This window comes from Mycobacterium sp. P4_H6 (assembly GCF_056400845.1).
In genome coordinates this window covers 14451-33494 of the sequence record NZ_JBFUKN010000068.1, presented here as the reverse complement: position 1 = coordinate 33494, position 19044 = coordinate 14451, and the positions used below count along the sequence as shown (strand labels likewise).

The 19044-nt window shown below is 67.7% G+C and carries 18 protein-coding genes; 9 read left to right on the top strand and 9 right to left on the bottom strand.

Annotated features, from left to right (window positions below):
- From AC1DTF_RS23555 to AC1DTF_RS23540, 4 genes are all read right to left on the bottom strand, one after another.
- On the bottom strand, positions 1–700 hold a 700-nt coding region (locus tag AC1DTF_RS23555), incomplete at its 3' end, for an arginase family protein (RefSeq protein ID WP_477475819.1).
- Complete coding sequence (locus tag AC1DTF_RS23550; protein WP_057171062.1) at positions 697–1749, bottom strand: ATP-dependent DNA ligase; 1053 nt, start codon at positions 1747–1749, stop codon at positions 697–699. The genes AC1DTF_RS23550 and AC1DTF_RS23555, both read right to left, overlap by 4 nt.
- A gap of 65 nt (positions 1750–1814) precedes the next feature.
- The gene (locus tag AC1DTF_RS23545) at positions 1815–2255 is read right to left on the bottom strand and encodes a TIGR03618 family F420-dependent PPOX class oxidoreductase (protein WP_057171063.1); all 441 of its coding nucleotides are present in this window, start codon (positions 2253–2255) and stop codon (positions 1815–1817) included.
- 52 nt (positions 2256–2307) lie between these two features.
- On the bottom strand, positions 2308–3198 hold the full coding sequence (locus tag AC1DTF_RS23540; protein WP_477475818.1) for a LysR family transcriptional regulator: 891 nt from the start codon (positions 3196–3198) through the stop codon (positions 2308–2310).
- Positions 3199–3311: 113 nt separating this feature from the next.
- Between AC1DTF_RS23540 and AC1DTF_RS23535 the strand changes: the two genes are divergently transcribed.
- Genes AC1DTF_RS23535 through AC1DTF_RS23520 form a run of 4 tightly spaced genes read left to right on the top strand, consistent with a single transcriptional unit; the run spans position 3312 to position 6952 of the window.
- On the top strand, positions 3312–4052 hold the full coding sequence (locus tag AC1DTF_RS23535) for an SDR family oxidoreductase (RefSeq protein ID WP_057171065.1): 741 nt from the start codon (positions 3312–3314) through the stop codon (positions 4050–4052).
- The gene (locus AC1DTF_RS23530) at positions 4049–4786 is read left to right on the top strand and encodes an SDR family oxidoreductase (protein ID WP_057171066.1); all 738 of its coding nucleotides are present in this window, start codon (positions 4049–4051) and stop codon (positions 4784–4786) included. The genes AC1DTF_RS23535 and AC1DTF_RS23530 overlap by 4 nt, the downstream gene beginning before the upstream one ends.
- A gap of 34 nt (positions 4787–4820) precedes the next feature.
- Entirely contained in the window at positions 4821–5888 is a 1068-nt protein-coding gene (locus AC1DTF_RS23525; protein WP_057171067.1) for a threonine aldolase family protein, read from the top strand.
- Positions 5885–6952 carry an ATP-dependent DNA ligase gene (locus AC1DTF_RS23520; RefSeq protein ID WP_477475817.1) on the top strand — a complete coding sequence of 356 codons (1068 nt, stop codon included), beginning with the start codon at positions 5885–5887 and terminating at the stop codon, positions 6950–6952. Before AC1DTF_RS23525 ends, AC1DTF_RS23520 begins: the two co-directional genes overlap by 4 nt.
- Before the next feature lie 141 nt (positions 6953–7093).
- Here AC1DTF_RS23520 and AC1DTF_RS23515 read toward each other — a convergent pair whose 3' ends face one another.
- Complete coding sequence (locus AC1DTF_RS23515; RefSeq protein WP_477475816.1) at positions 7094–8401, bottom strand: DUF222 domain-containing protein; 1308 nt, start codon at positions 8399–8401, stop codon at positions 7094–7096.
- 362 nt (positions 8402–8763) lie between these two features.
- On the opposite strand from AC1DTF_RS23515, the gene AC1DTF_RS23510 reads away from it, so the two are divergent.
- Genes AC1DTF_RS23510 through AC1DTF_RS23495 form a run of 4 tightly spaced genes read left to right on the top strand, consistent with a single transcriptional unit; the run spans position 8764 to position 13288 of the window.
- Positions 8764–9405, top strand: a complete 642-nt coding sequence (locus tag AC1DTF_RS23510; protein ID WP_477475820.1) for an MBL fold metallo-hydrolase — start codon at positions 8764–8766, stop codon at positions 9403–9405.
- Between the two features lie 6 nt (positions 9406–9411).
- Positions 9412–10266 carry a tRNA glutamyl-Q(34) synthetase GluQRS gene (gene gluQRS, locus AC1DTF_RS23505; protein ID WP_477475815.1) on the top strand — a complete coding sequence of 285 codons (855 nt, stop codon included), beginning with the start codon at positions 9412–9414 and terminating at the stop codon, positions 10264–10266.
- Between the two features lie 44 nt (positions 10267–10310).
- Positions 10311–12521, top strand: a complete 2211-nt coding sequence (locus tag AC1DTF_RS23500) for an ABC transporter permease subunit (RefSeq protein ID WP_477475814.1) — start codon at positions 10311–10313, stop codon at positions 12519–12521.
- On the top strand, positions 12518–13288 hold the full coding sequence (locus AC1DTF_RS23495; RefSeq protein ID WP_477475813.1) for an amino acid ABC transporter ATP-binding protein: 771 nt from the start codon (positions 12518–12520) through the stop codon (positions 13286–13288). The genes AC1DTF_RS23500 and AC1DTF_RS23495 overlap by 4 nt, the downstream gene beginning before the upstream one ends.
- On the opposite strand, the gene AC1DTF_RS23490 is transcribed toward AC1DTF_RS23495, so the two are convergent.
- From AC1DTF_RS23490 to AC1DTF_RS23480, 3 genes are read right to left on the bottom strand one after another with little or no spacing between them, the layout of a single operon-like run.
- Entirely contained in the window at positions 13275–13832 is a 558-nt protein-coding gene (locus tag AC1DTF_RS23490) for a TetR/AcrR family transcriptional regulator (protein ID WP_477475812.1), read from the bottom strand. The genes AC1DTF_RS23495 and AC1DTF_RS23490 overlap by 14 nt on opposite strands.
- A complete protein-coding gene (gene hpnE / locus AC1DTF_RS23485) occupies positions 13829–15178 on the bottom strand; it encodes a hydroxysqualene dehydroxylase HpnE (protein WP_477475811.1) in 1350 nt (449 codons plus the stop codon). Before hpnE ends, AC1DTF_RS23490 begins: the two co-directional genes overlap by 4 nt.
- Positions 15179–15206: 28 nt before the next feature.
- Entirely contained in the window at positions 15207–16547 is a 1341-nt protein-coding gene (locus AC1DTF_RS23480) for an acetyl-CoA hydrolase/transferase family protein (protein ID WP_057171074.1), read from the bottom strand.
- 137 nt (positions 16548–16684) lie between these two features.
- On the opposite strand from AC1DTF_RS23480, the gene AC1DTF_RS23475 reads away from it, so the two are divergent.
- Complete coding sequence (locus tag AC1DTF_RS23475) at positions 16685–17803, top strand: MFS transporter (RefSeq protein ID WP_057171075.1); 1119 nt, start codon at positions 16685–16687, stop codon at positions 17801–17803.
- Here the strand turns inward: AC1DTF_RS23475 and AC1DTF_RS23470 are convergent.
- On the bottom strand, positions 17790–18995 hold the full coding sequence (locus AC1DTF_RS23470; protein WP_477475810.1) for a saccharopine dehydrogenase family protein: 1206 nt from the start codon (positions 18993–18995) through the stop codon (positions 17790–17792). The genes AC1DTF_RS23475 and AC1DTF_RS23470 overlap by 14 nt on opposite strands.
- Between the last annotated feature and the right edge of the window lie 49 nt (positions 18996–19044).

Sequence of the window (19044 nt, the reverse complement as noted above, 5' to 3'; positions counted from 1 at the left end):
GTTCCGATGTCGCCAGCACATCGAGATCGACGTGACACCACCAGCCCGCCGGTGCCGTGGCGGCGCCTGTCGCCACGAGGTCGGTGACGTCGTTGTAGGGGTGCGGGTACGTTTCACCCTCCAGCTGCGCTCCGCTGAGGTAACGGGTCACCTCGTTGCGGATGCTGGGCTGGTGCGCGTCGGCGATCTCGTCCTGGTCGCGCGGGCCGAGCACCACGAGATGTTCGGGGCGCAGGCATGGCAACCCGATCAGGGCCCGCGGGCCGGGAAAAAGCCCCAGCGCGAGGCCGATCTCGGAATCCGCGGCCTCCCCGGTGGGGCCGACCCGGGGATCCCAGGCATCTTCGTGACCATCGATGAAGACCAGGCCGGCTCCGCCGCGGGTTTTTGCCGCGATGAGCGGGGCCAGCAGCGCCGGGCAGTCCCCGGCGATCACCACCGGCACCTCGCCCAGGGTCCAGGCGTCATCGAGCGCCGTGGCGGTATCGGCCACCATCGATGCCAAGGCGTCCTCGGCGAGCAGTCCCGATGGTCCGCGGGTCGGTTGCATCGTGTCGGTGTTGACCCAACTGGTGACGACCGGCCCCGCCAACCGGCTCTCCACACCTGCGGCCTGCAGCGCCGCCGGCATCCCCGCCACGCCATTGGCCACCCCCGCGGCGTTGAACGGCACATAGATGACGCGGGTGGTCGCGGTCATGACTCAAGCACGTCCGAGAGGTCATAGTTCAGCGGCACATCCAGTTGGCCGAACGTGCAACTGTCCGGATCGCGGTCGGGCCGCCAGCGCAGGAACTTCACCGCGTGCCGGAACCGCCTGCCATGCTCGCTGTTGCCCTCCATCTGGTCATAGGCCACCTCGCAGACCCGCTCCGGGCGCACCGGAATCCAGCGTTTGTCGGCAGCGGAGTTCCACCTGCTCGGTTCGCCGTCGTTGACCTGATCGCCTTCGCGCAGCGGTTCGAGATCGGCCAGCAGCGACAGCCGGGCTTTCGCGGTGAAAGATGCTGCGCCGCCGACCATCTGGAGCTCGCCGTCGTCGCGGTACAGGCCGAGCAGGATCGACCCGATACCCTCACCACTTTTGTGGATGCGGTACCCGATGGCCACGCAGTCCGCATCGCGGTGGTGTTTGACCTTCACCATCTCCCGCTTGCCCGGCAGATACGGCCCGTCGAGGCGCTTGGCGATCACGCCGTCGAGTCCGGCGCCCTCGAACTCCTCCAGCCACCGCTCACCGAGGGCGGGATCCTCGGTGGTACGCGTGACGTGGCACCACTGCTTCGGGTTGACCGCCGCGAGCAGGCTTTCCCGGCGGACGCGGAAGGGTTCCTTGAGCAGTGAGCGATCGCCGGTGGCGAGCGCGTCGAAACCGATGAAATGGGCCGGGGTCTCCGTGGAGAGTTTGGTGATGCGGCTTTCCGCCGGGTGGATGCGCTGGCTCAGCGATTCCCAGTCCAGCCGGGTCCGGCCGGCGATCTCCCGCGGCACCACGATCTCGCCGTCCAGTACACACCGCGGGGCGAGCTCATCGCGGACGGACTCGACGACTTCGGGGAAGTACCGGCCCAGGTCCTTGCCGCTGCGGGACAACAGCACCACGTCGTCGCCGTCGCGGAAGACCAGCGCCCGGAACCCGTCCCACTTGGGCTCGAAGGACCAGACTCCGTCGTCCGTCGGCACCTTCGTCTGCGCCTTGGCCAGCATCGGTTCCAGCGGTGGCACAACGGGGAGTCCCATGCGTTCCATACTCACGTAGACCGGGGTACCCCCACAATGTCATCGCGACCGGCATTCCGCTCTCGGACTGCGGCTCAGTTGGAGTACACGCGGGTCGGGGCGATCAGCACCGCGGCACGTCGCTGCTCGACCATGGTGCGGTCAAAGGTCGCCCAGTCGTCATGCGTTCCACCGGCACTGGTGAAGACTTCCCGAAGCAGCATGCGTAGCGTCTCGCTGTCGGCGAGCCACGGTTGCGGATCGTCGGGTCCGGCCAGTTCGGCACGGCCCTCCACGGTGGCCCACTGGCCACCGTTGCGAAAGGTGACAGCGATCTGCGGGCGCGCCCGCAGATTGGTCAGCTTGACCTTTCCGTAGGTGACGAACCCGAGCACCTGCTGCCCGGTCGCCGGATGCAGCAGTGTCGCGGCGTTGATCAGTGAGGCCTGGATCGTCGCGTCTGCGCGCACCGTCGACACGATCGCGAGCCCCTTCTCGGCAGCCGCCAAGCTGACTGCGTCATTCAGAGTGACCATCTCGTCCTCTCCTCGTGCCTTTCGAAGGCTACCGAAGCGCGCTCGTTCACCGTCACCCGAGCAGATGGGTGCGCGCGGCACTGACGAAGTCGGCCACCAACGGGTTCGCCTCGCCCGCCCGAGTGGCGACAACGACGGCGCTGGGCGGGAAGCCGTCCAGCGCCACGGTGGCGAGGTCGGCCCGCAGGGAGCTGCGGCGGTCACCGACCGGTAGGACCGCGACGGCCTGTCCGCCGGCCACCAGTTCGATCCGGTCCTCGAAGCTCTCGATGACGGGTCCGGCAGACACCGGACCGGGATCGTTCACCTGGTACGAGTCGGCCGGGAAGATGGCGCGGGTGCCGCCGTGTGAGCAGATGATCGACTCCCCGGGCGCGAAATCGTCCAGCGACACCGAGGCCCGGCCGGCCAGTGGGTGTTCCGCCGGCATCACCAGCATCCGCGGTTCTTCGTAAAGGACGGTGATCCGGGCGTCGTCGGTCGCGATGAACAGCGGTGCCCGCGCGACCAGCACATCCACCTGTCCCTGGGTGAAGACATCCTCTTCGTGGCACCCGAGGTGCCGGGTCCCGATCTCGGCCTGCGGGTGGCGGCGGCGCAATTCACGAACCGCGGGGGTGATCACCAGGTCCTCGACGTAGCCGATGTTCAGCTTGCCCGCCGGCGTATAGGCCCGGGCGGTGAGCGCCGCTCGCCGGGCTGCACCCAAGAGTGCCTGCGCCTCCGGCAGAAACGCCTTGCCGGCCTCGGTGAGCAGGGCTCCCTGCGGCGTGCGATCCAGCAGGCGTACACCCAGACGATGCTCGAGGCGCTGGATCTGGCGGGACAGCGAGGGCTGAGCCAGACGCAACTCCGCGGCTGCGCGGCTGAAGTTCAGCTGCTCGGCGACGACGGTGAAGTACCGAACCAGCCGCAACTCCAGGTCCATTCCGAGATCGTTCACCTTGGTGGCAACCGGCCCGGTGCGCGACCCTATTCCGGGTCATGCCGATTCTGCATGGCGAGGTGCCGACCAGGTCTTGGACAGCCGCTCCGGGCGACCGAAGACTCGAAGCCATGAGCAGATACGACGGCAAGAACGTGGTGATCACCGGCGGCAGCAGCGGACTCGGGTTGGCGGCGGCGCAATACCTGGTGGACAACGGAGCGCGGGTCCTGATCACCGGACGACATCGCGACACCCTCGAGATCGCGGGTGAGCAACTCGGCGAGAACGCCATCACCGTGGAGAGTGACACCAGTTCACCCGCGGCGATCGACGCATTGGCGCGGCGAATCGAGGCGGAGTTCGGCACGGTGCACGCCCTGGTGCTGAATGCGGGCATCGGGAGCTTCGACGCCTTCGAGGCGGTGACCGAGCAGACCTTCGACGAGGTGTTCGCGATCAACACCAAGGGGCCGTTCTTCACCCTGCAGCGGTTGGTTCCGCTGCTGACCGAGGGTAGCGGCGTGGTGCTGACGACGTCGATCGCGAACCAGACCGGTTGGGACGCCCTCAGCGTCTACTCGGCGAGCAAGGCGGCGCTGCGCTCGATGGCGCGCACACTGAGCCGGGAGTTGCTGCCCAAGGGAATCCGGGTCAATGCGATCAGCCCCGGGTCGATCGACACGGGAAAGTTGGACAAGGAGGCACCGGACAAAGCCGCGCGACTCAAGGCCGAATTCACCGAGAGCAGCCCGATGAAGCGGTGGGGTCACGCGTCCGAATTCGCCCCGGCCGTGGCCTTTCTGGCGTTCGACGCGACGTATGTCGCCGGGATCGAACTCGTCGTCGACGGTGGGGAGTCGCAGCTGTGAGCAGCTACCAGGACAAGCGGGTCGTGATCACCGGCGGGACGAGCGGTATCGGGCTGGCCACCGCGCGGGCACTGGTCGCGGGCGGCGCTCGGGTACTGGTGACCGGAAGGACTCCGTCCTCGCTGGAAAAGGCAAGGACCGCATTGGGTCCGGGAGCGATCGTGGAGGCCAGTGACGCCGTCGCCGATATCGACACCCTGGTGGGTCGTGCCGAGCAGGAACTGGGCGCCGTCGATCTGCTGGTGCTCAATGCCGGTGGGACCGCCGCCTCGACAGTCGATGACACCACGGAAGCTCTGTACGACAACCTCTTCGAACTCAACACCAAGGCACCGTTCTTCACCTTGCAGAAGTTTCTGCCGTTGATCCCGGCCGGTGGTTCGGTGGTTCTCACGACCTCGGTCAGCAACACCAAGGGGATCGCGACGACGGGTGTCTACTCCGCGACGAAGGCGGCGCTGCGGTCCATGACCCGCACCTTCGCCCGGGAACTGGTCGATCGGGGAATCCGCGTCAACGCCGTCTCGCCGGGACCCATCGACACCGGGATCCTGGAGCGCACCATGCCCGTGGAGGCGGCCCGCGAGTTCCTCGAGCAGATCAAGGCCACCAATCCGATGCGGCGGTTCGGTGAACCCGAGGAGGTGGCCAAGGCGATCCTCTTCCTCGGGTTCGATGCGACCTATACGACCGGCACGGAACTGGTGGTGGACGGCGGCGCGTCGGATCTCTGACCCGCCACACAGCCGGCGCTGGAAGGATCGACCCGTGCCCGTTCCCACACTCCACGATCCCGACCGTCGCGGTTTCGCGAGCGACAACTACGCCGGCGTGCACCCGGAGGCGCTCGCCGCGATCGCGGCCGCCAACGGGGGTCACGAGATCGCCTATGGCGAGGACGCGTACACCGCTCGGCTGCGCGAGGTCATCCGCACCCAGTTCGGCGCGGCCGCGCAGACGTACCCGGTCTTCAACGGCACCGGCGCCAACGTCGTCGGGCTGACCAGCATGCTGCCGCGCTGGGGTGCGGTCATCGCGGCGTCGACCGCGCACATCAACACCGATGAGGCCGGCGCCCCGGAACGGATGACGGGCCTCAAACTGCTCACCGTGCCCGCCCCGGACGGCAAGCTGACGCCCGAGTTGGTGGCACGCGAGGCGTACGGCTGGGGTGATGAGCACCGCGCCCAGCCGCTGGTCGTCAGCATCACCCAGACCACCGAACTCGGCACGCTGTACACACCCGACGAGATCCGGGCGGTGACCGAGTTCGCGCACTCCCACGGCATGGCCGCGCACCTGGACGGCGCGCGGCTGTGGAACGCGGCCGCGGCGCTGGACCTGCCGTTCCGGGCATTCACCACCGACGCCGGGGTCGACGTGCTCAGCCTCGGCGGCACCAAGAACGGTCTGCTCGGCGCGGAGGCCGTGGTGGTGCTGGAGCCTTCCCGCGCCGATGGGCTGGTCTATTTGCGCAAGCTGACGATGCAGTTGGCCAGCAAGATGCGCTTCGCGTCGGCGCAGCTGCTCAGCCTGTTCGACGACGACCTGGGATTGTGCAGCGCGCGGCACGCCAACGCGATGACCCAGCGGCTTCGCAGCGCGCTGGAGGCCGAATCTCTGCCCGGCCTGGCCTTCAGCCAGCCCAGCCCCGCCAACGCGATCTTCGCGACGCTGCCCAATGACGTCGCGGACCGAATCCGCGAGCGGGTGCGGTTCTACGACTGGGACCGGGCGCGCGGCGAGGTGCGCTGGATGACGGCGTGGGACACCACACCCGCGGACGTCGACCATTTCGTCGCCGTGATCCGGGAGGAACTGGGCCGCACCCCGTGAAGCTTCCCGTTCTGCCGCCGGTACTGCCGATGCTGTCGAAGTCGGTGCCAGAGATCCCGCCCGGGGCGTCCTACGAACCCAAGTGGGACGGCTTCCGGTCGATCCTGTTCCGCGATGGCGACGAGGTCGAGCTGGGCAGCCGCAACGTCCGTCCGCTGACTCGCTATTTCCCCGAACTCGTGGAGGCGGCCCGCGCCGAACTGCCCACCCGCTGCGTCGTCGACGGTGAGATAGTGATCGCGACCGGAGATGGCCTGGATTTCGAGGCGCTGCAGCTGCGTCTGCATCCGGCGGCATCGCGGGTGATCAAACTTGCGGCCGAGACACCAGCCGCCTTCATCGCCTTCGACCTGCTCGCGCTCGACGACATCGACTACACCTCGCGGCCATTCCTGGAGCGCCGAGCGGCACTGGTCACGGCACTGGACGGCTGTGGCCCCACCTTCCACCTCACCCCGGCCACAACGGATCCCGGCACCGCGCAACGCTGGTTCTCCGAGTTCGAGGGGGCCGGACTGGACGGCGTTATCGCCAAACCGCTCGACGGCACGTACCAGCCCGACAAGCGGGCGATGTTCAAAATCAAGCATGCCCGCACCGCCGACTGCGTGGTAGCCGGCTACCGGCTGCACAAGTCCGGCGACGATGCGGTCGGATCGTTGATGCTCGGGCTCTACGACGAGCACGGTTCGCTGGCCTCGGTCGGCGTCATCGGTGCGTTCACCATGGCGCGACGACGCGAGCTTTTCACCGAGTTGCAGTCACTGGTGACCACTTTCGACGACCACCCGTGGAACTGGGCGGCGCACATACCGGTCGAGCCGTCGGTGCGGCGCACTGCGAACTCACGATGGAACCCCGACAAGAGCCTGTCCTTCGTGCCGCTTCGACCCGAGCGGGTGGTCGAGGTCCGCTACGACCACATGGAGGGCAGGCGCTTCAGGCACACCGCCCAGTTCAACCGGTGGCGCCCCGATCGCGAACCACGCTCGTGCACTTACGAACAACTCGATCAGCCGGTGACCTTCCGGCTCCGCGACATCATCCCCGGGCTGACAGGGTAAGGCGAGTGAACTTGCCCCGTGCGCTCGACGTGTCGATGGCAAACACGTTGCGGCGGAGGCGGGTCCGGCGGCGCGATCACCCGCCGGACCCACTGCGTGGGCCGTTTCTCTGTGTAGTTTTCAAGGTGCCTGAAAAGTCGGTTATGCGGCTGTGGGTAGGTCGGTCATGGTGCGTCGTGCGTGGGAGCGTAAGTGCGCGGGCTCGGGATCGTCTGATTTGTGGGGTGGGATGAACCAGGGGTGCCGGTCGGGACCCAAATAGACCTGCCAGCCGCCGTGATGGATTGCGGTGTGATGGTGTCGGCAGAGCAGTACACCGTTGTCGATGCTGGTGGTGCCGCCGCTGCTCCACGGTCTGATGTGGTGGGCGTCGCACCAGGACACCGGCCGCCCGCAGCCGGGGTGGGCGCAGCCACCGTCGCGTACTGCCAACCCCTTTCGGATCGCGGGTGTGAACAGTCGCTCGGCGCGCCCGACGTCCAACGGCGCCCCCGCACCGTCGACAATCACCGAGGTAAGGGTGCTGTCACAGGCGATCAATTCGGCGGTGATGGCGCTGACCGGCCCGGTGAACCCGAGGGTGTCCACGAACCCTGGGGCCTGCGGGCGGATCAGGGTGACGTGCGGCAGCACCCCTCCCGAGGCTGGGCGCCGCGAGTGCGACAGGTAGGTCCGCACTAGCTGCCCGAGGGCGTCCGAACGACGCTTACCGACCGGGCGCGGGTCCGGTGAGCCGTCCGGCAGTGCGATGGGCCGGCACAGCGGGTCCAGCGCGGTGAGCAGTTCCTCACCGGTCAGCGCGTCCACGTCGAGGGTGGCTGCGACCCGCCCCTCCTCGGTGACGATCACAATCATCTCGTTGAGGTCAGGGTTCTCCGCGACCGGCACCGACTGGTCTTCTGCGGGTTGTGTTCCGGCTTTGTCGATGGCGATCTCACGGGCTTTCTTGTCCACACCCGACGGAGTGGTCTGAATCATCAGCTTGGTGACGACCGCGGCCCGGTCCTCCTCGGACAACGGGACTCGGCTGTTGATGTGGGCGACTCCTTTGCCGACGGCGTCCGCGAACTCGATACCGATCCCACCGAGGCGCTGGGCCGCGGTCAACGCCGGCAGCGTGTGCGCCGCGCGGCCCACCCGCGCCGCCCGGTAGGCCGCGCCGGGGGCGACGCCGCAACTGGTGAGCAGATCGGCTCCCGAGCGCAGATGCTTGCGGGCCGGAATACCAAGACGTTCCGCGGCCGCGACCGCCTGGGCAATCACATGGTCAACCAGGTTGCGCAAAGTCACCGCAGCCACCAACACCGCCAGCAGGGGCTGCTCATCGAGCACCCGCCGCGGACAATCCAGCAGATGAAACAGTCTGCGCTCGCCATCTTCACCCGGAGGCGAAACAGCAAGGTCATCGATCAACGCATCGACAAACGTGTCGAGATGGGTGGCGTCCATACTGGATACCGACTTTCACAGAAGGCGCCCAACGGGCACGATCAGGCAATACGGTCCGACCGGTCCCGCGGGACCATCGAACCAATCGGCGACCGGAGTCGCGGTCTGCAGCTCACCGAGTCGCGCTGGGAGCTACGTCGCATTCGAACTTGTGTTCGAATCTACGCGACCCAAAGACGCCGCGCAAGGTGTTCATCTACGGCACGGCAACTCTCGGAAGTCGTTCTACGCGTGAGGCAAACGGGTCAGATCCGACGGACCCGCTCCGCCCCCAGACTGCGCGGCGGCCTCGGCCGATAAATCGCTTGACCTCAACCATGGTTGATATTGAAGGCTGGGTGCACAACGACGAGGAGGCACCCATGCGGCAGATCCGCTCCGACCTCTGGGAGACTCGACAGGACAGCCCGTTCCCAGGCCTGACCACCCACGCCTACCTGTGGACCGGCGGCCCGGACGGCAACGTGCTGTTCTACAGCACCCAGACCGACACCGAGTTCGCCGAACTGCAACAGCTGGGCGGAGTCGCCCACCAGTACCTGTCCCACCGCGACGAGGCGGGCCCCATGCTGGCCCGCATCGCCGAACGCTTCGATGCCCGCCTGCACGCCCCGTTGGCGGAGCTGGTCGACATCGGCAGGCACGCCCACATCGACGTCCCGATCGGCAGCAGGCACGTCGATGGCAACGGCGTCGAGGTGATCCCGACCCCGGGCCACTCCCCCGGCAGCACCAGCTACCTGGTGCCCGGCGCCAACGGCCAGAGCTACCTGTTCACCGGGGACACCATCTTCCTGGGCGCGGACGGCGACTGGGCGGCCGGTCATCTGCCCGGGATCAGCGATGCCGCAGAGTTGCAGGACAGCCTGCAGGTGCTGGGCCGATTGCATCCCGATCTGGTGATCTCCAGCGCCTTCCCGTCGGAGTCGGCTGTGCAGGTGCCGGGTCCACGGTGGGCGCGGTGCGCCGCAGAGGCACGCGATCGGCTGGCGGCGGTAGCCTGACGAGCTATGCCAGCAGGCCGGTTCGCGCCCAGTCCGTCGGCCGATCTGCACATCGGCAATCTGCGCACCGCGGTCCTGGCCTGGTTGTTCGCCAGATCGTCTGCACGCCGGTTCCTGATCCGGGTCGAGGATCTCGATGACCGCACGTTCAGCGATGTCGCCGCCCGCCAACTCGCCGACCTGACCGCCATCGGGGTCGTCTCCGACGATCCGCCCGAATACCAGACCGCGCACGCAGCCCGCTACGACAGGGTGATCGCCGAGCTCTCCGATCGCGGCCTGGTGTACGAATGCTATTGCAGCAGAAAGGACATCCTCGGCGCGCCGCGGGCTCCGCATGCCCCGGAGGGCGCCTATCCGGGGACCTGCCGCGACCGCGAACCCCCGGCCGACCCGGACCGCCCGCCGGCATTGCGGTTGCGCAGCGACACCTTCTCCTACACCGTCGCCGATCTATTGCACGGCGAATTCAACGGTGTGGTGGACGATTTCGTGCTGCGCCGTGGTGACGGGGTGACCGCCTACAACCTGGCGGTGGTGGTCGACGATGCCGCCCAGGGCATCGACCAGGTGGTGCGCGGGGATGATCTGCTGTCGTCATCGCCACGGCAGGCGTATCTCGCGGCGCTGCTGGGCTACCCACCGGTGACCTACGCGCACGTGCCGCTGGTGCTCAACACCGAGGGCAAGCGCCTGGCCAAACGCGACGGCGCGGTCACGCTCGCCGAGATCGGGGTGCAGCCCGCACTGCACCTCATCGCGGCGTCCCTCGGCTATGCCAGCACCACGCTCGACGGCATGCTCACCGAGTTCGATCCGGCGACTCTTCCGCACGAACCCTGGGTATACCGGCCCGTGTGAGCGAAACCCTGTGCCCGGCGGACAACCATTGCTACGGTCCGCCCGTGCTCGGAAACCTCCGGCGGGTCACGCTCGCCATACTCCTCGTCGCCGCGGTGATCCTCGGTGCCGTCGGCTGCGGCTCGTCCGACGACAAGGGCGCCGACCCGATCAAGTCGGCCGGTGTGCTGCGTGTCGGCACCGAAGGCGTCTACTCCCCGTTCAGCTATCACGATCCCAAGACCGGGGACCTGGTCGGCTACGACGTCGACGTCGCCAAGGCGGTCGGCGAGAAACTGGGCGTCCGCGTCGAGTTCGTGGAGACCCCGTGGGATTCCATCTTCGCCGCGCTGGAGGCCGACCGGTTCGACATCGTCGCCAACCAGGTGACCATCAACGCCGAACGCCAGGGCAAGTACGACCTGTCCCAGCCCTACACCGTCGGCGAGGGCGTCATCGTCACCCGCGCCGACGACAACTCGATCACCTCGCTGGCCGACGTCAGGGGCAAGACCGCGGCGGAGAATGCCACCAGCAACTGGTCGCAGGTGGCCCGCGACGCCGGGGCCCGGGTCGAATCCGTGGAGGGCTTCACCCAGGCCATCACGCTGCTCAACCAGGGCCGCGTCGACGTCGTCATCAACGACAGCATCGCGGTCTACGCCTACCTGGCCGAAACCGGCGACAAGAGCGTGAAGATCGCCGGCACTGTCGGGGAGAAGAGCGAGCAGGGTTTCGCGGCCCGCAAGGACAGCGGCTACCTGCCCGAGCTCGACCGGGCGCTGAGCGAACTACGCGCGGACGGCACACTCTCGGAGATCTCCCAGCGCTACCTCAAGGCCGACGCCACCGGGGCGCCCGCGGACACCCCCATCCGCGCCGCCGGCGTGCTGCGGGTGGGCACCGAGGGCACCTATTCACCGTTCAGCTACCACGATCCGGCCACCGGTGAACTCGTCGGTTATGACATCGACGTCGCCAAGGCGGTCGGTGAACAGCTGGGTGTTCCTGTCGAGTTCGTGGAAACGCCATGGGATTCCATCTTCGCCGCGCTGGAGGCCAACCGGTTCGACATCGTGGCCAACCAGGTCACCATCAACCCCGAGCGACAGGCCAAATACGACCTGTCCCAGCCCTATACGGTCGGCGAGGGGGTGATCGTCACCAGGGCCGACGACGACTCGATCACCTCGGTCGACGATCTGAAGGGCAAGACCACGGCCCAGTCGATCACCAGTAACTGGGCTCAGGTCGCCCGCGACGCCGGTGCCAATGTCGAAGGTGTCGAGGGCTTCGCGCAGGCGATCACCCTGCTCAACCAGGGCCGCATCGACGCCACCGTGAACGACAGCGTCGCGGTGTACGCCTACCTCGCCGAGACCGGAGACACCTCGGTCAAGATCGCCGCGCAGACCGGCGAGACGAGCGATCAGGGCTTCGCCGCCCGCAAGAACAGCGGCCTGCTGCCCGAACTCAACGGCGCACTCGACGAACTGCGCGCGGACGGCAAGCTCACCGCCATCTCGGAGAAGTACCTCAAGGCCGACGCGACGGGTGCAGCACCGGAGGGCGCACCGAGCGCACCGGGATCCCAGCAGGAGGCCCCGCAGGTCCGGTCGGCGTTCCAACTGGTGCTCGACAACCTGTGGCCGCTGGCCAAGGCCGCGCTCACCATGACGATCCCGTTGACGATCATCAGCTTCATCGTCGGCCTGGTGATCGCGCTGGCGGTGGCGCTGGCCCGGTTGTCGTCGAACGTGGTGGTCAGCAATGTGGCGCGGTTCTACATCTCGATCATCCGCGGCACACCGCTGCTGGTGCAGCTGTTCATCGTGTTCTACGCGCTACCGGAATTCGGTGTGAAGATCGACCCGTTCCCTGCGGCGGTGATCGCGTTCAGCCTCAACGTCGGTGGCTACGCCGCCGAGATCATCCGCTCGGCGATCCAGAGTGTGCCCAAGGGTCAGTGGGAGGCCGCCGAGACCATCGGCTACAACTACACCGGCGCGTTGCGGCGCATCATCCTGCCGCAGGCCACCCGGGTCGCGGTCCCGCCGCTGTCCAACACGTTGATCTCGCTGGTGAAGGACACGTCGCTGGCGTCGACGATCCTGGTGACCGAGCTGCTGCGGCAGGCTCAGATCGTTGCGGCGCCGACGTTCGAGTTCTTCGCCCTCTACGGCACGGCGGCGATCTACTACTGGGTGATCTGCCTGGTGCTGTCCTTCGGGCAGGCCAGAGTGGAGCACCGACTGGAAAGGTACGTGGCGAGATGACCGAATCCACTGACGTCGAATACCGCGTCGAGGCCCAGGGTGTGGAGAAGGCGTTCGGCGAGAACAAGGTGCTGCGCGGGGTGTCGTTCAAGGTGGCGACCGGCACCGCGACGGCGATCATCGGGCCGTCGGGCTCGGGCAAGACGACCCTGCTGCGCACCCTCAACGCGCTGGACCGGGCCGACGCCGGGGTGATCCGGGTCGACGACGTCGAGATCGACTTCGCCACGCCGACAACGAAACCCGAGGTGCGCCGGTTCCAGTCCCGTAGCGGTTTCGTGTTCCAGGGCCACAACCTGTTCCCGCACAAAACGGTGCTGGAGAACATCATCGAGGGCCCGGTGATCGTGCAGAAGCGTCCCAAGGAGGAGGCCGTCGCCGACGCCGTCGCGTTGCTCGAGCAGGTGGGGCTGGCCGAGAAGCAGGATCAGTACCCGTTCCAGCTGTCCGGCGGGCAGCAGCAGCGGGTGGGTATCGCGCGGGCGCTCGCGTTGAAGCCCAAGCTGGTGCTCTTCGACGAGCCGACCTCGGCCCTGGACCCGGAGCTCGTGGGCGAGGTGCTCTCGGTCATCAAGGATCTGGCCGTCGAAGGGTGGACACTGGTGGTCGTCACCCACGAAATCCAGTTCGCCCGACAGGTTTCCAATCAGGTGCTGTTCACCGACAAGGGCGTCATCCTGGAGCAGGGCACGCCCGACGAGGTCATCGGGAATCCCAAGGAGGAGCGCACCCGGCAGTTCCTGGACCGGATTCTCAATCCGCTGTGACGCCCGCGGCCCAGTCCACCAACGATCCGAGGTAGGTCAGCATCTCCGCCTCGGGGTGCGCGGCCGAATCCTCCAGATGTAGCCGGGCCAGTTCCTCGATGGCGGCCAACAGGATTCGTGCCGCCGTGCTGTCCGGGTCGATCCGCAGGTGCCGGGCGGCCACCGTCCTGGCGTAGGTGCGGCCCAGTTCGATGCGTACCCGCACTTCCGCAGGTGCACCGTCGGGCGGCCGCAGGATGATGCGCCAACTGGTGGGGGCAGCATGGAGATAGGCCAGGATGCCGCGGCCCAGTTCGTCGATATCGCGCACGTCCTGCACGCTGCCGATCCCGGCGAAGGCCACCGCGGATTCGCGGTCCAGCAGCGCGGTCATCAGTCCGGCCAGATCGGTGAAGTGTTGATAGACCACCGCTCTGGTGACCCCGGACTCRCCGGCGACCCGGTCGATGGTGACCGCCGGGTAACCGTCGGCGGCGACGATATCGCGGGCCACGTCGAGGAGCTGGGCCCGGCGGTCGGCACCGCTGAGCCGACGGCGCGTCATGCCAGTAACAGGTCGACGGCTTTGGCCGCGCTCTGCACGGCGCTTTCCATGGTGGCCGACCAGTCGGTGGCGGTCCAGTCCCCGGCCAGCACCAGCGTGGGCACCGAGGTGCGTTGCGGTGGTCGCAGCGAATCGGTGCCGACGACCTGGGAGAAGGTGGCCCGCGGCATCTTGACCACCTGCGCCTCAAGCACTTTCGCCTGCGCGGCGGCCGGGTAGTAGCGGCGCAGCAAGGCCAGCTGCTCCTCGACGATCTCGTCGTTGCTCTTGTGGATCTGCGCGTAGGCGCCGCTGGTGGTCAGGCAGTACAGCCATGACCGTTCGGTGCTGCGGCCGTGCATGATCTGCCGGTCGAAGACCTCGTCGATGACGCCGGTGCCGCCGATCAGGCCCTCGAAGGCGGACTCGGTGCCCAACGGCCGGTCCAGGTACAGGTTCGTACTGACGATGGGTGTGTAGCCCAGTTTGTCTGCCGCGGCGTAGATTTCCGGGTGCTCGGGCAGATCGTCGAGCAGGCCGGCGATACTGCCGTTCGGTACCGCGCACACCACGGCGTCCGCGGGGATCTCGGTGCCGTCGGCCAGCAGCACACCGGTCACCCGGCCATCGCTGATGACGATGCGCCGCGCCACCGCCCGGTAGCGCACGTCGACGCCGTGCTCCTCGAACACCTTCAGGGCCCCGTCGATGTAGAGGGTGTCCAGGTCGACGGTGGGGTAACCGATGGTGACCGGGGTGCGGTGTTTGATGCCGAGCCGGATACCGGTGCCGAGCACGTTCGCGAAGACCTTCGCCGACTCCTGCGCGACCGGTTCGGCGGCGATTCCCAGAGCCAGCCAGTCCCACAACGCTTCCCGCGCCGGCGCGGGCATCCCGACCCGGTCGAACCACTGCTCGGTGGAGATGTCGGCGAGGTCGGCCGGTGGCCGCAGCGCCTGCCACCCCAGCAGCATGGTGGCCCGCGCGGCGCGCAGCCGGTCTGGCCAGCTCGCATCCGGGTGCACGCCGAACAGGGTGCGGATCGCGCCGATTCCGGTGGTGTGCATGGTGACCTTGCGCCCGTCGGGCCAGCGCAGCGTGGAGGATTTCGGGAACGCGATGTGTTCGCGGGTGCCGACGCTGGTCAGATACCGGTAGAGGTGCTGATATCCGCTGGCGATGACGTGCTGGCCGTTGTCGGGAATATCGTCGACGGCCTCGGCGCGCATCGCATGGGTACGGCCGCCCAGGCTGCCGCGCCGTTCCAGCAGTGTCACGGTGCGGCCGGCTTCGGCCAGCCAGACCGCCGAGGCCAGCCCGGCCAGCCCGCCGCCGATGACCACGAAGCGCCGCGCRTCGTCTCCCATCCGACGACCATAACTTACATTTTGTTAGTTACAAGAGGATGGTGCGGTCTGCGACCGGAGACCGGCCCTTGGCTGCCCGGTGGGCGGCCTCCAGCAGGCCGTCGCGGAACTGCGGATCCGCGATGGCGGCGAGCGCCTCGCCCCGCTCGCGGACCGTCAGGCCCTCCAGTTCGGCGGTGCCGTGTTCGGTGACGATCACGTCCACATGATGGCGCGGTGTGGTGATCACCGCTCCGGGTCCGAACCACGGCACGATGCGCGAGCGCAGTTCACCGTCCTTCATGTACGTCGATGGCAGGCAGATGAGTGAGCGGTCGGACAGCTCGAGGCCGGCGCCGGCCACGAAATCTTCGGCCCCGCCGATGCCACTGAACTGACCGCCATTGATGGTGTCGGCGACCACCTGCCCGTGGATGTCGATGCCCAGCGCACCGTTGATGGTGACCATCCGGTCGTTCTCGGCGATCACCTCGGGGGCGTTCACCACCTCCACGGGCAGGAAGGCCACCTCCCGATTACCGTCCAGCCATTCGTAGAGTTCGGCCGACCCGAACGCGAAAGTCGTCACGCTGACGCCGTCGAACTGGCCCTTGTGGGCGTTGGCGATCTTGCCCGCCCGGTGCAGGCGCATGCAGCCGTCGGTGAACATCTCGCTGTGCAATCCGAATTCGCCGCCGTCCCCCTCGGCGAGCAGGGTGGCGATCTGGTTGGGAATGGAGCCGATGCCGGTCTGCAGGGTCACCCCCGACGGCATGTAAGCGACCGCGTTCTCGGCGATGGCCCGGTCGACATCGCTGGGCGGCGTGTCACCACCCGGCAGCGCGAGCGGCGCCTCCGAGGACCGCACCAGGATGTCGATCTCGTCGACGTGCAGGGCGTGGCGGTGCTGATCGCCCATTCCGTAGGTGCGCGGGAACGCGTCGGAGGCCTCGACGATGAGCACCCGGTCGGGATCCGCTCCGGCGCGGCGCAATTCGTCGATGGTGCCGCCGGCGTGCAGCGACAGCGAGCACCAGCCGTCGGCGTCCGGCGGTGCCGTCACCGTGGTCATCACCCGCGGTGACTGCCGCCGCAGCAGCGGTCCGAAGCGCCGGAAGTCGGCGGGCGTGAACTCGACGTCGGCGCCGCTGTCGCGCAGACCCCGGTCCAACGGCCCGTAGAACCCGGACAGGTAGTGCACGCCCTTGCGGGTGAAGAGTTCGGTCATCACCGAGAGCAGCGCACCGTAGACCCGCAGATCGGTCCAGTCGTCGCGCTCGCCCAGCGCCGCCAGGAACGCCGGCGGCTGGCCGGGCCCCAGTGGAATTCCCAATGTGTCGGTCGCCTGCAGCCGCGCGGCGGCCTGCTCGGCGGTGAGCTCGATCGGCATGTGTCCGACGCTACCGCACTACCGTGTCGAAATGCCGCCAGCAATCAGATCATCGGCTGCCTAGCGTCGGACCTGTGCAAACACGAGTCCTGTCAACAGAATCCACCACCGTTCTGAGCGCGAAGACGATAACCTTCATGGCCGTTGCCGCCGCGGTGGGCACAGCGACCATCTATCCGCTGCAGCCGGCAATCGCCGATGTCGCCCGCGACGTCGATACGCCCGTCGCAACGGCCGGAGCCGCGCTGGCATGCGGGCCGGTCGGTTACCTCCTCGGCCTGGCCACCCTGGTGCCACTCGTGGATCGATACTCCCCGAAACACCTTCTGGCGGTGCAGTTCGCGGTGCTCAGCATTGCCCTCGGTATCAACGCGACGGCCACCACACCGTGGCTGCTCGGCTTGGCGGTCGGCGTGATCGGCGCAACGTCGACGGTCGGGGCCCAATTGAGTTCGATCGCCGGACGCTTCGCCACCATGCGTCGACGCGCCACCACGCTGGGCATCGTCACGGCGGGGATCTCGGCAGGCATCCTCGGCGGCCGAGTCATGGGCGGCTGGCTATCCGACCAGATCGGCTGGAGAGCAATGCTTCTGATTGTCGCCACAGTGTGCGCGGTAATGGCCGGACTGGCGCTGCTCGCCCTTCCGGGAGACCGCGGCCACATCCGTCCCGGTTACCTTGACGCGTTACGGGCACTGCCTGGCCTCTACCGACGGCATCCCGTGTTGCGGTGGGCCGCCGGTCGCGGCGCACTGTGGTTCTTCGCGTTCTGCACGGTGTGGTCCGGGGTGGCGGTCGCTTTGGCACAACCACCGTTCGGGTACTCCGCCGATACGATCGGACTCTTCGCGCTGGCCGGCCTGCTCGGTATTGCCACCACTTGGGTGGCCGGGGCGTTGACCGACCGCGTCGGGGCGCGCACTGTCATCCTGATCGGACTGGCCGTGGCCGCGGGCTCAGCCGCCGTGTTGGCGCCGACGCTGCACAGCACCGTCGTGACGCTGATCTGCCTCGCACTCTTCGATGCCGGCCTGTTCGCGGCCCAAGTTGCCAATCAGAGCACGGTGCTGGCCATCGAACCCGATGCGCCCGCCCGGTTCAACGGTGCCTACATGGTGGTGTACTTCGTTGGTGGCAGCCTGGGCACCGCGTTCGGCGCCGCGGCGGTCGGCTGGTTCGGCTGGCCGGCCACCGCCGTGTGCGCCGCAGTGGCGATCGGCGGGGCGGCGGCGACCACCTTCAGAGCTCCTTGATCCCCCACGGGGAGCCGTAGGCCGTCAGCAGTTCCAGAAACGGCACCGCGTCGAAGGCCTCCGGCCCGAGCACCCCGGCCCCGCTCCAGCTTCCGTTGGCCAGAAGTTCGAGCGCCACAACGGGATTGACCGCGGTCTGCCACACCACGCACTGGTGCCCGTACTCGGCCATCGACCATTCGTTGTCGACCACGTGGTACAGGTAGGTCGACCGCGGCTGCCCGTCCTTGCCGGTGCCGGTCACCCACAGACCGGCACAGGTCTTGCCCGTCATCCTCGGACCCAGGGTGGCCGGATTGGGCAGGCAGGCCGCCACCACATCGCGCGGGCTCACCTCGACGCCGCCGACCTTCACTTTCTCGGTGCGGTCCAGTCCCAGCTTGTGCAGTGTCTTGAGGACGTCGATGAACTCCTCACCCAGTCCGTACTTGAAGGTGGCCCGCTTGCAGTCCACCCAGCGCGGCATCAACAGCACCTCTTCGTGCTCGACGTTCACGCACTCCACCGGCCCGATACCGTCCGGGAAGTCGAAAACCTCGGGTTCGCTGAAGGGTTCGGTGACGAACCAGCCGCGGTCGGCCTCCCAGATCACCGGCGGGTTGAGGCATTCCTCGATGGTCGTCCAGATCGAGAACGACGGCGCGAACTCGTAGCCGTCGACGGTGAGGTTGGACCCGTCGCGGGTGCCGAGTTCGTCGATCTCGCCGAACAGGTGATCGGCGGCGTACCGGGCGAACACGTCCGACAGCCCGGGTTCCACGCCGATACCGACCAGCGCGAGCCGTCCGGCGGCCTCCCACTGTTTCTCCACGGCGAACTGCTCGTCGCCCAGTTTCACGCCGGTCAGCTCGTAGGGCTTGTCGGGGTGGCGCACCGACAGGCTCATCGCCATGTCGAGGTAGTCGGCACCGCCGGCGAGGGCGCCGTCGAAGATCGGCATCACGAACCGGGGGTCGACGGCGTTCATCACGTGGGTGATGCCGTGTTCGCGGACGAGGGCCGCGACGGCATCGGCCGAGGTGGCGTCCACCTGGGCGGCGCTGAAACGGGTGTCGCCGACGGCAGCGGCCGCCTGCTCGGCACGGGCGCCGTCGTAGTCGGCCACCACGATCCGCTCGAAGAACTCGCGTCGCGCCGCAATCGCGCAGAACGCCGAACCGACACCGCCGGCACCCACAAGAAGAATCCGCATGGGCCCACCCTAGTGCGGAATCACCGCTGATTCGCCGATGTTACGACGA

Excerpts from the sequence above, each read along its gene's own strand:
- AC1DTF_RS23535 (WP_057171065.1), top strand. The coding sequence starts at position 3,312 with ATGAGCAGATACGACGGCAAGAACGTGGTGATCACCGGCGGCAGCAGC.
- AC1DTF_RS23510 (WP_477475820.1), top strand. The coding sequence starts at position 8,764 with ATGCGGCAGATCCGCTCCGACCTCTGGGAGACTCGACAGGACAGCCCG.
- gluQRS (WP_477475815.1), top strand. The coding sequence starts at position 9,412 with ATGCCAGCAGGCCGGTTCGCGCCCAGTCCGTCGGCCGATCTGCACATC.
- AC1DTF_RS23475 (WP_057171075.1), top strand. The coding sequence starts at position 16,685 with ATGGCCGTTGCCGCCGCGGTGGGCACAGCGACCATCTATCCGCTGCAG.
- AC1DTF_RS23515 (WP_477475816.1), bottom strand. The coding sequence starts at position 8,401 with ATGGACGCCACCCATCTCGACACGTTTGTCGATGCGTTGATCGATGAC.
- AC1DTF_RS23495 (WP_477475813.1), top strand. The coding sequence starts at position 12,518 with ATGACCGAATCCACTGACGTCGAATACCGCGTCGAGGCCCAGGGTGTG.
- AC1DTF_RS23545 (WP_057171063.1), bottom strand. The coding sequence starts at position 2,255 with ATGGTCACTCTGAATGACGCAGTCAGCTTGGCGGCTGCCGAGAAGGGG.
- AC1DTF_RS23480 (WP_057171074.1), bottom strand. The coding sequence starts at position 16,547 with ATGCCGATCGAGCTCACCGCCGAGCAGGCCGCCGCGCGGCTGCAGGCG.
- AC1DTF_RS23550 (WP_057171062.1), bottom strand. The coding sequence starts at position 1,749 with ATGGAACGCATGGGACTCCCCGTTGTGCCACCGCTGGAACCGATGCTG.
- AC1DTF_RS23470 (WP_477475810.1), bottom strand. The coding sequence starts at position 18,995 with ATGCGGATTCTTCTTGTGGGTGCCGGCGGTGTCGGTTCGGCGTTCTGC.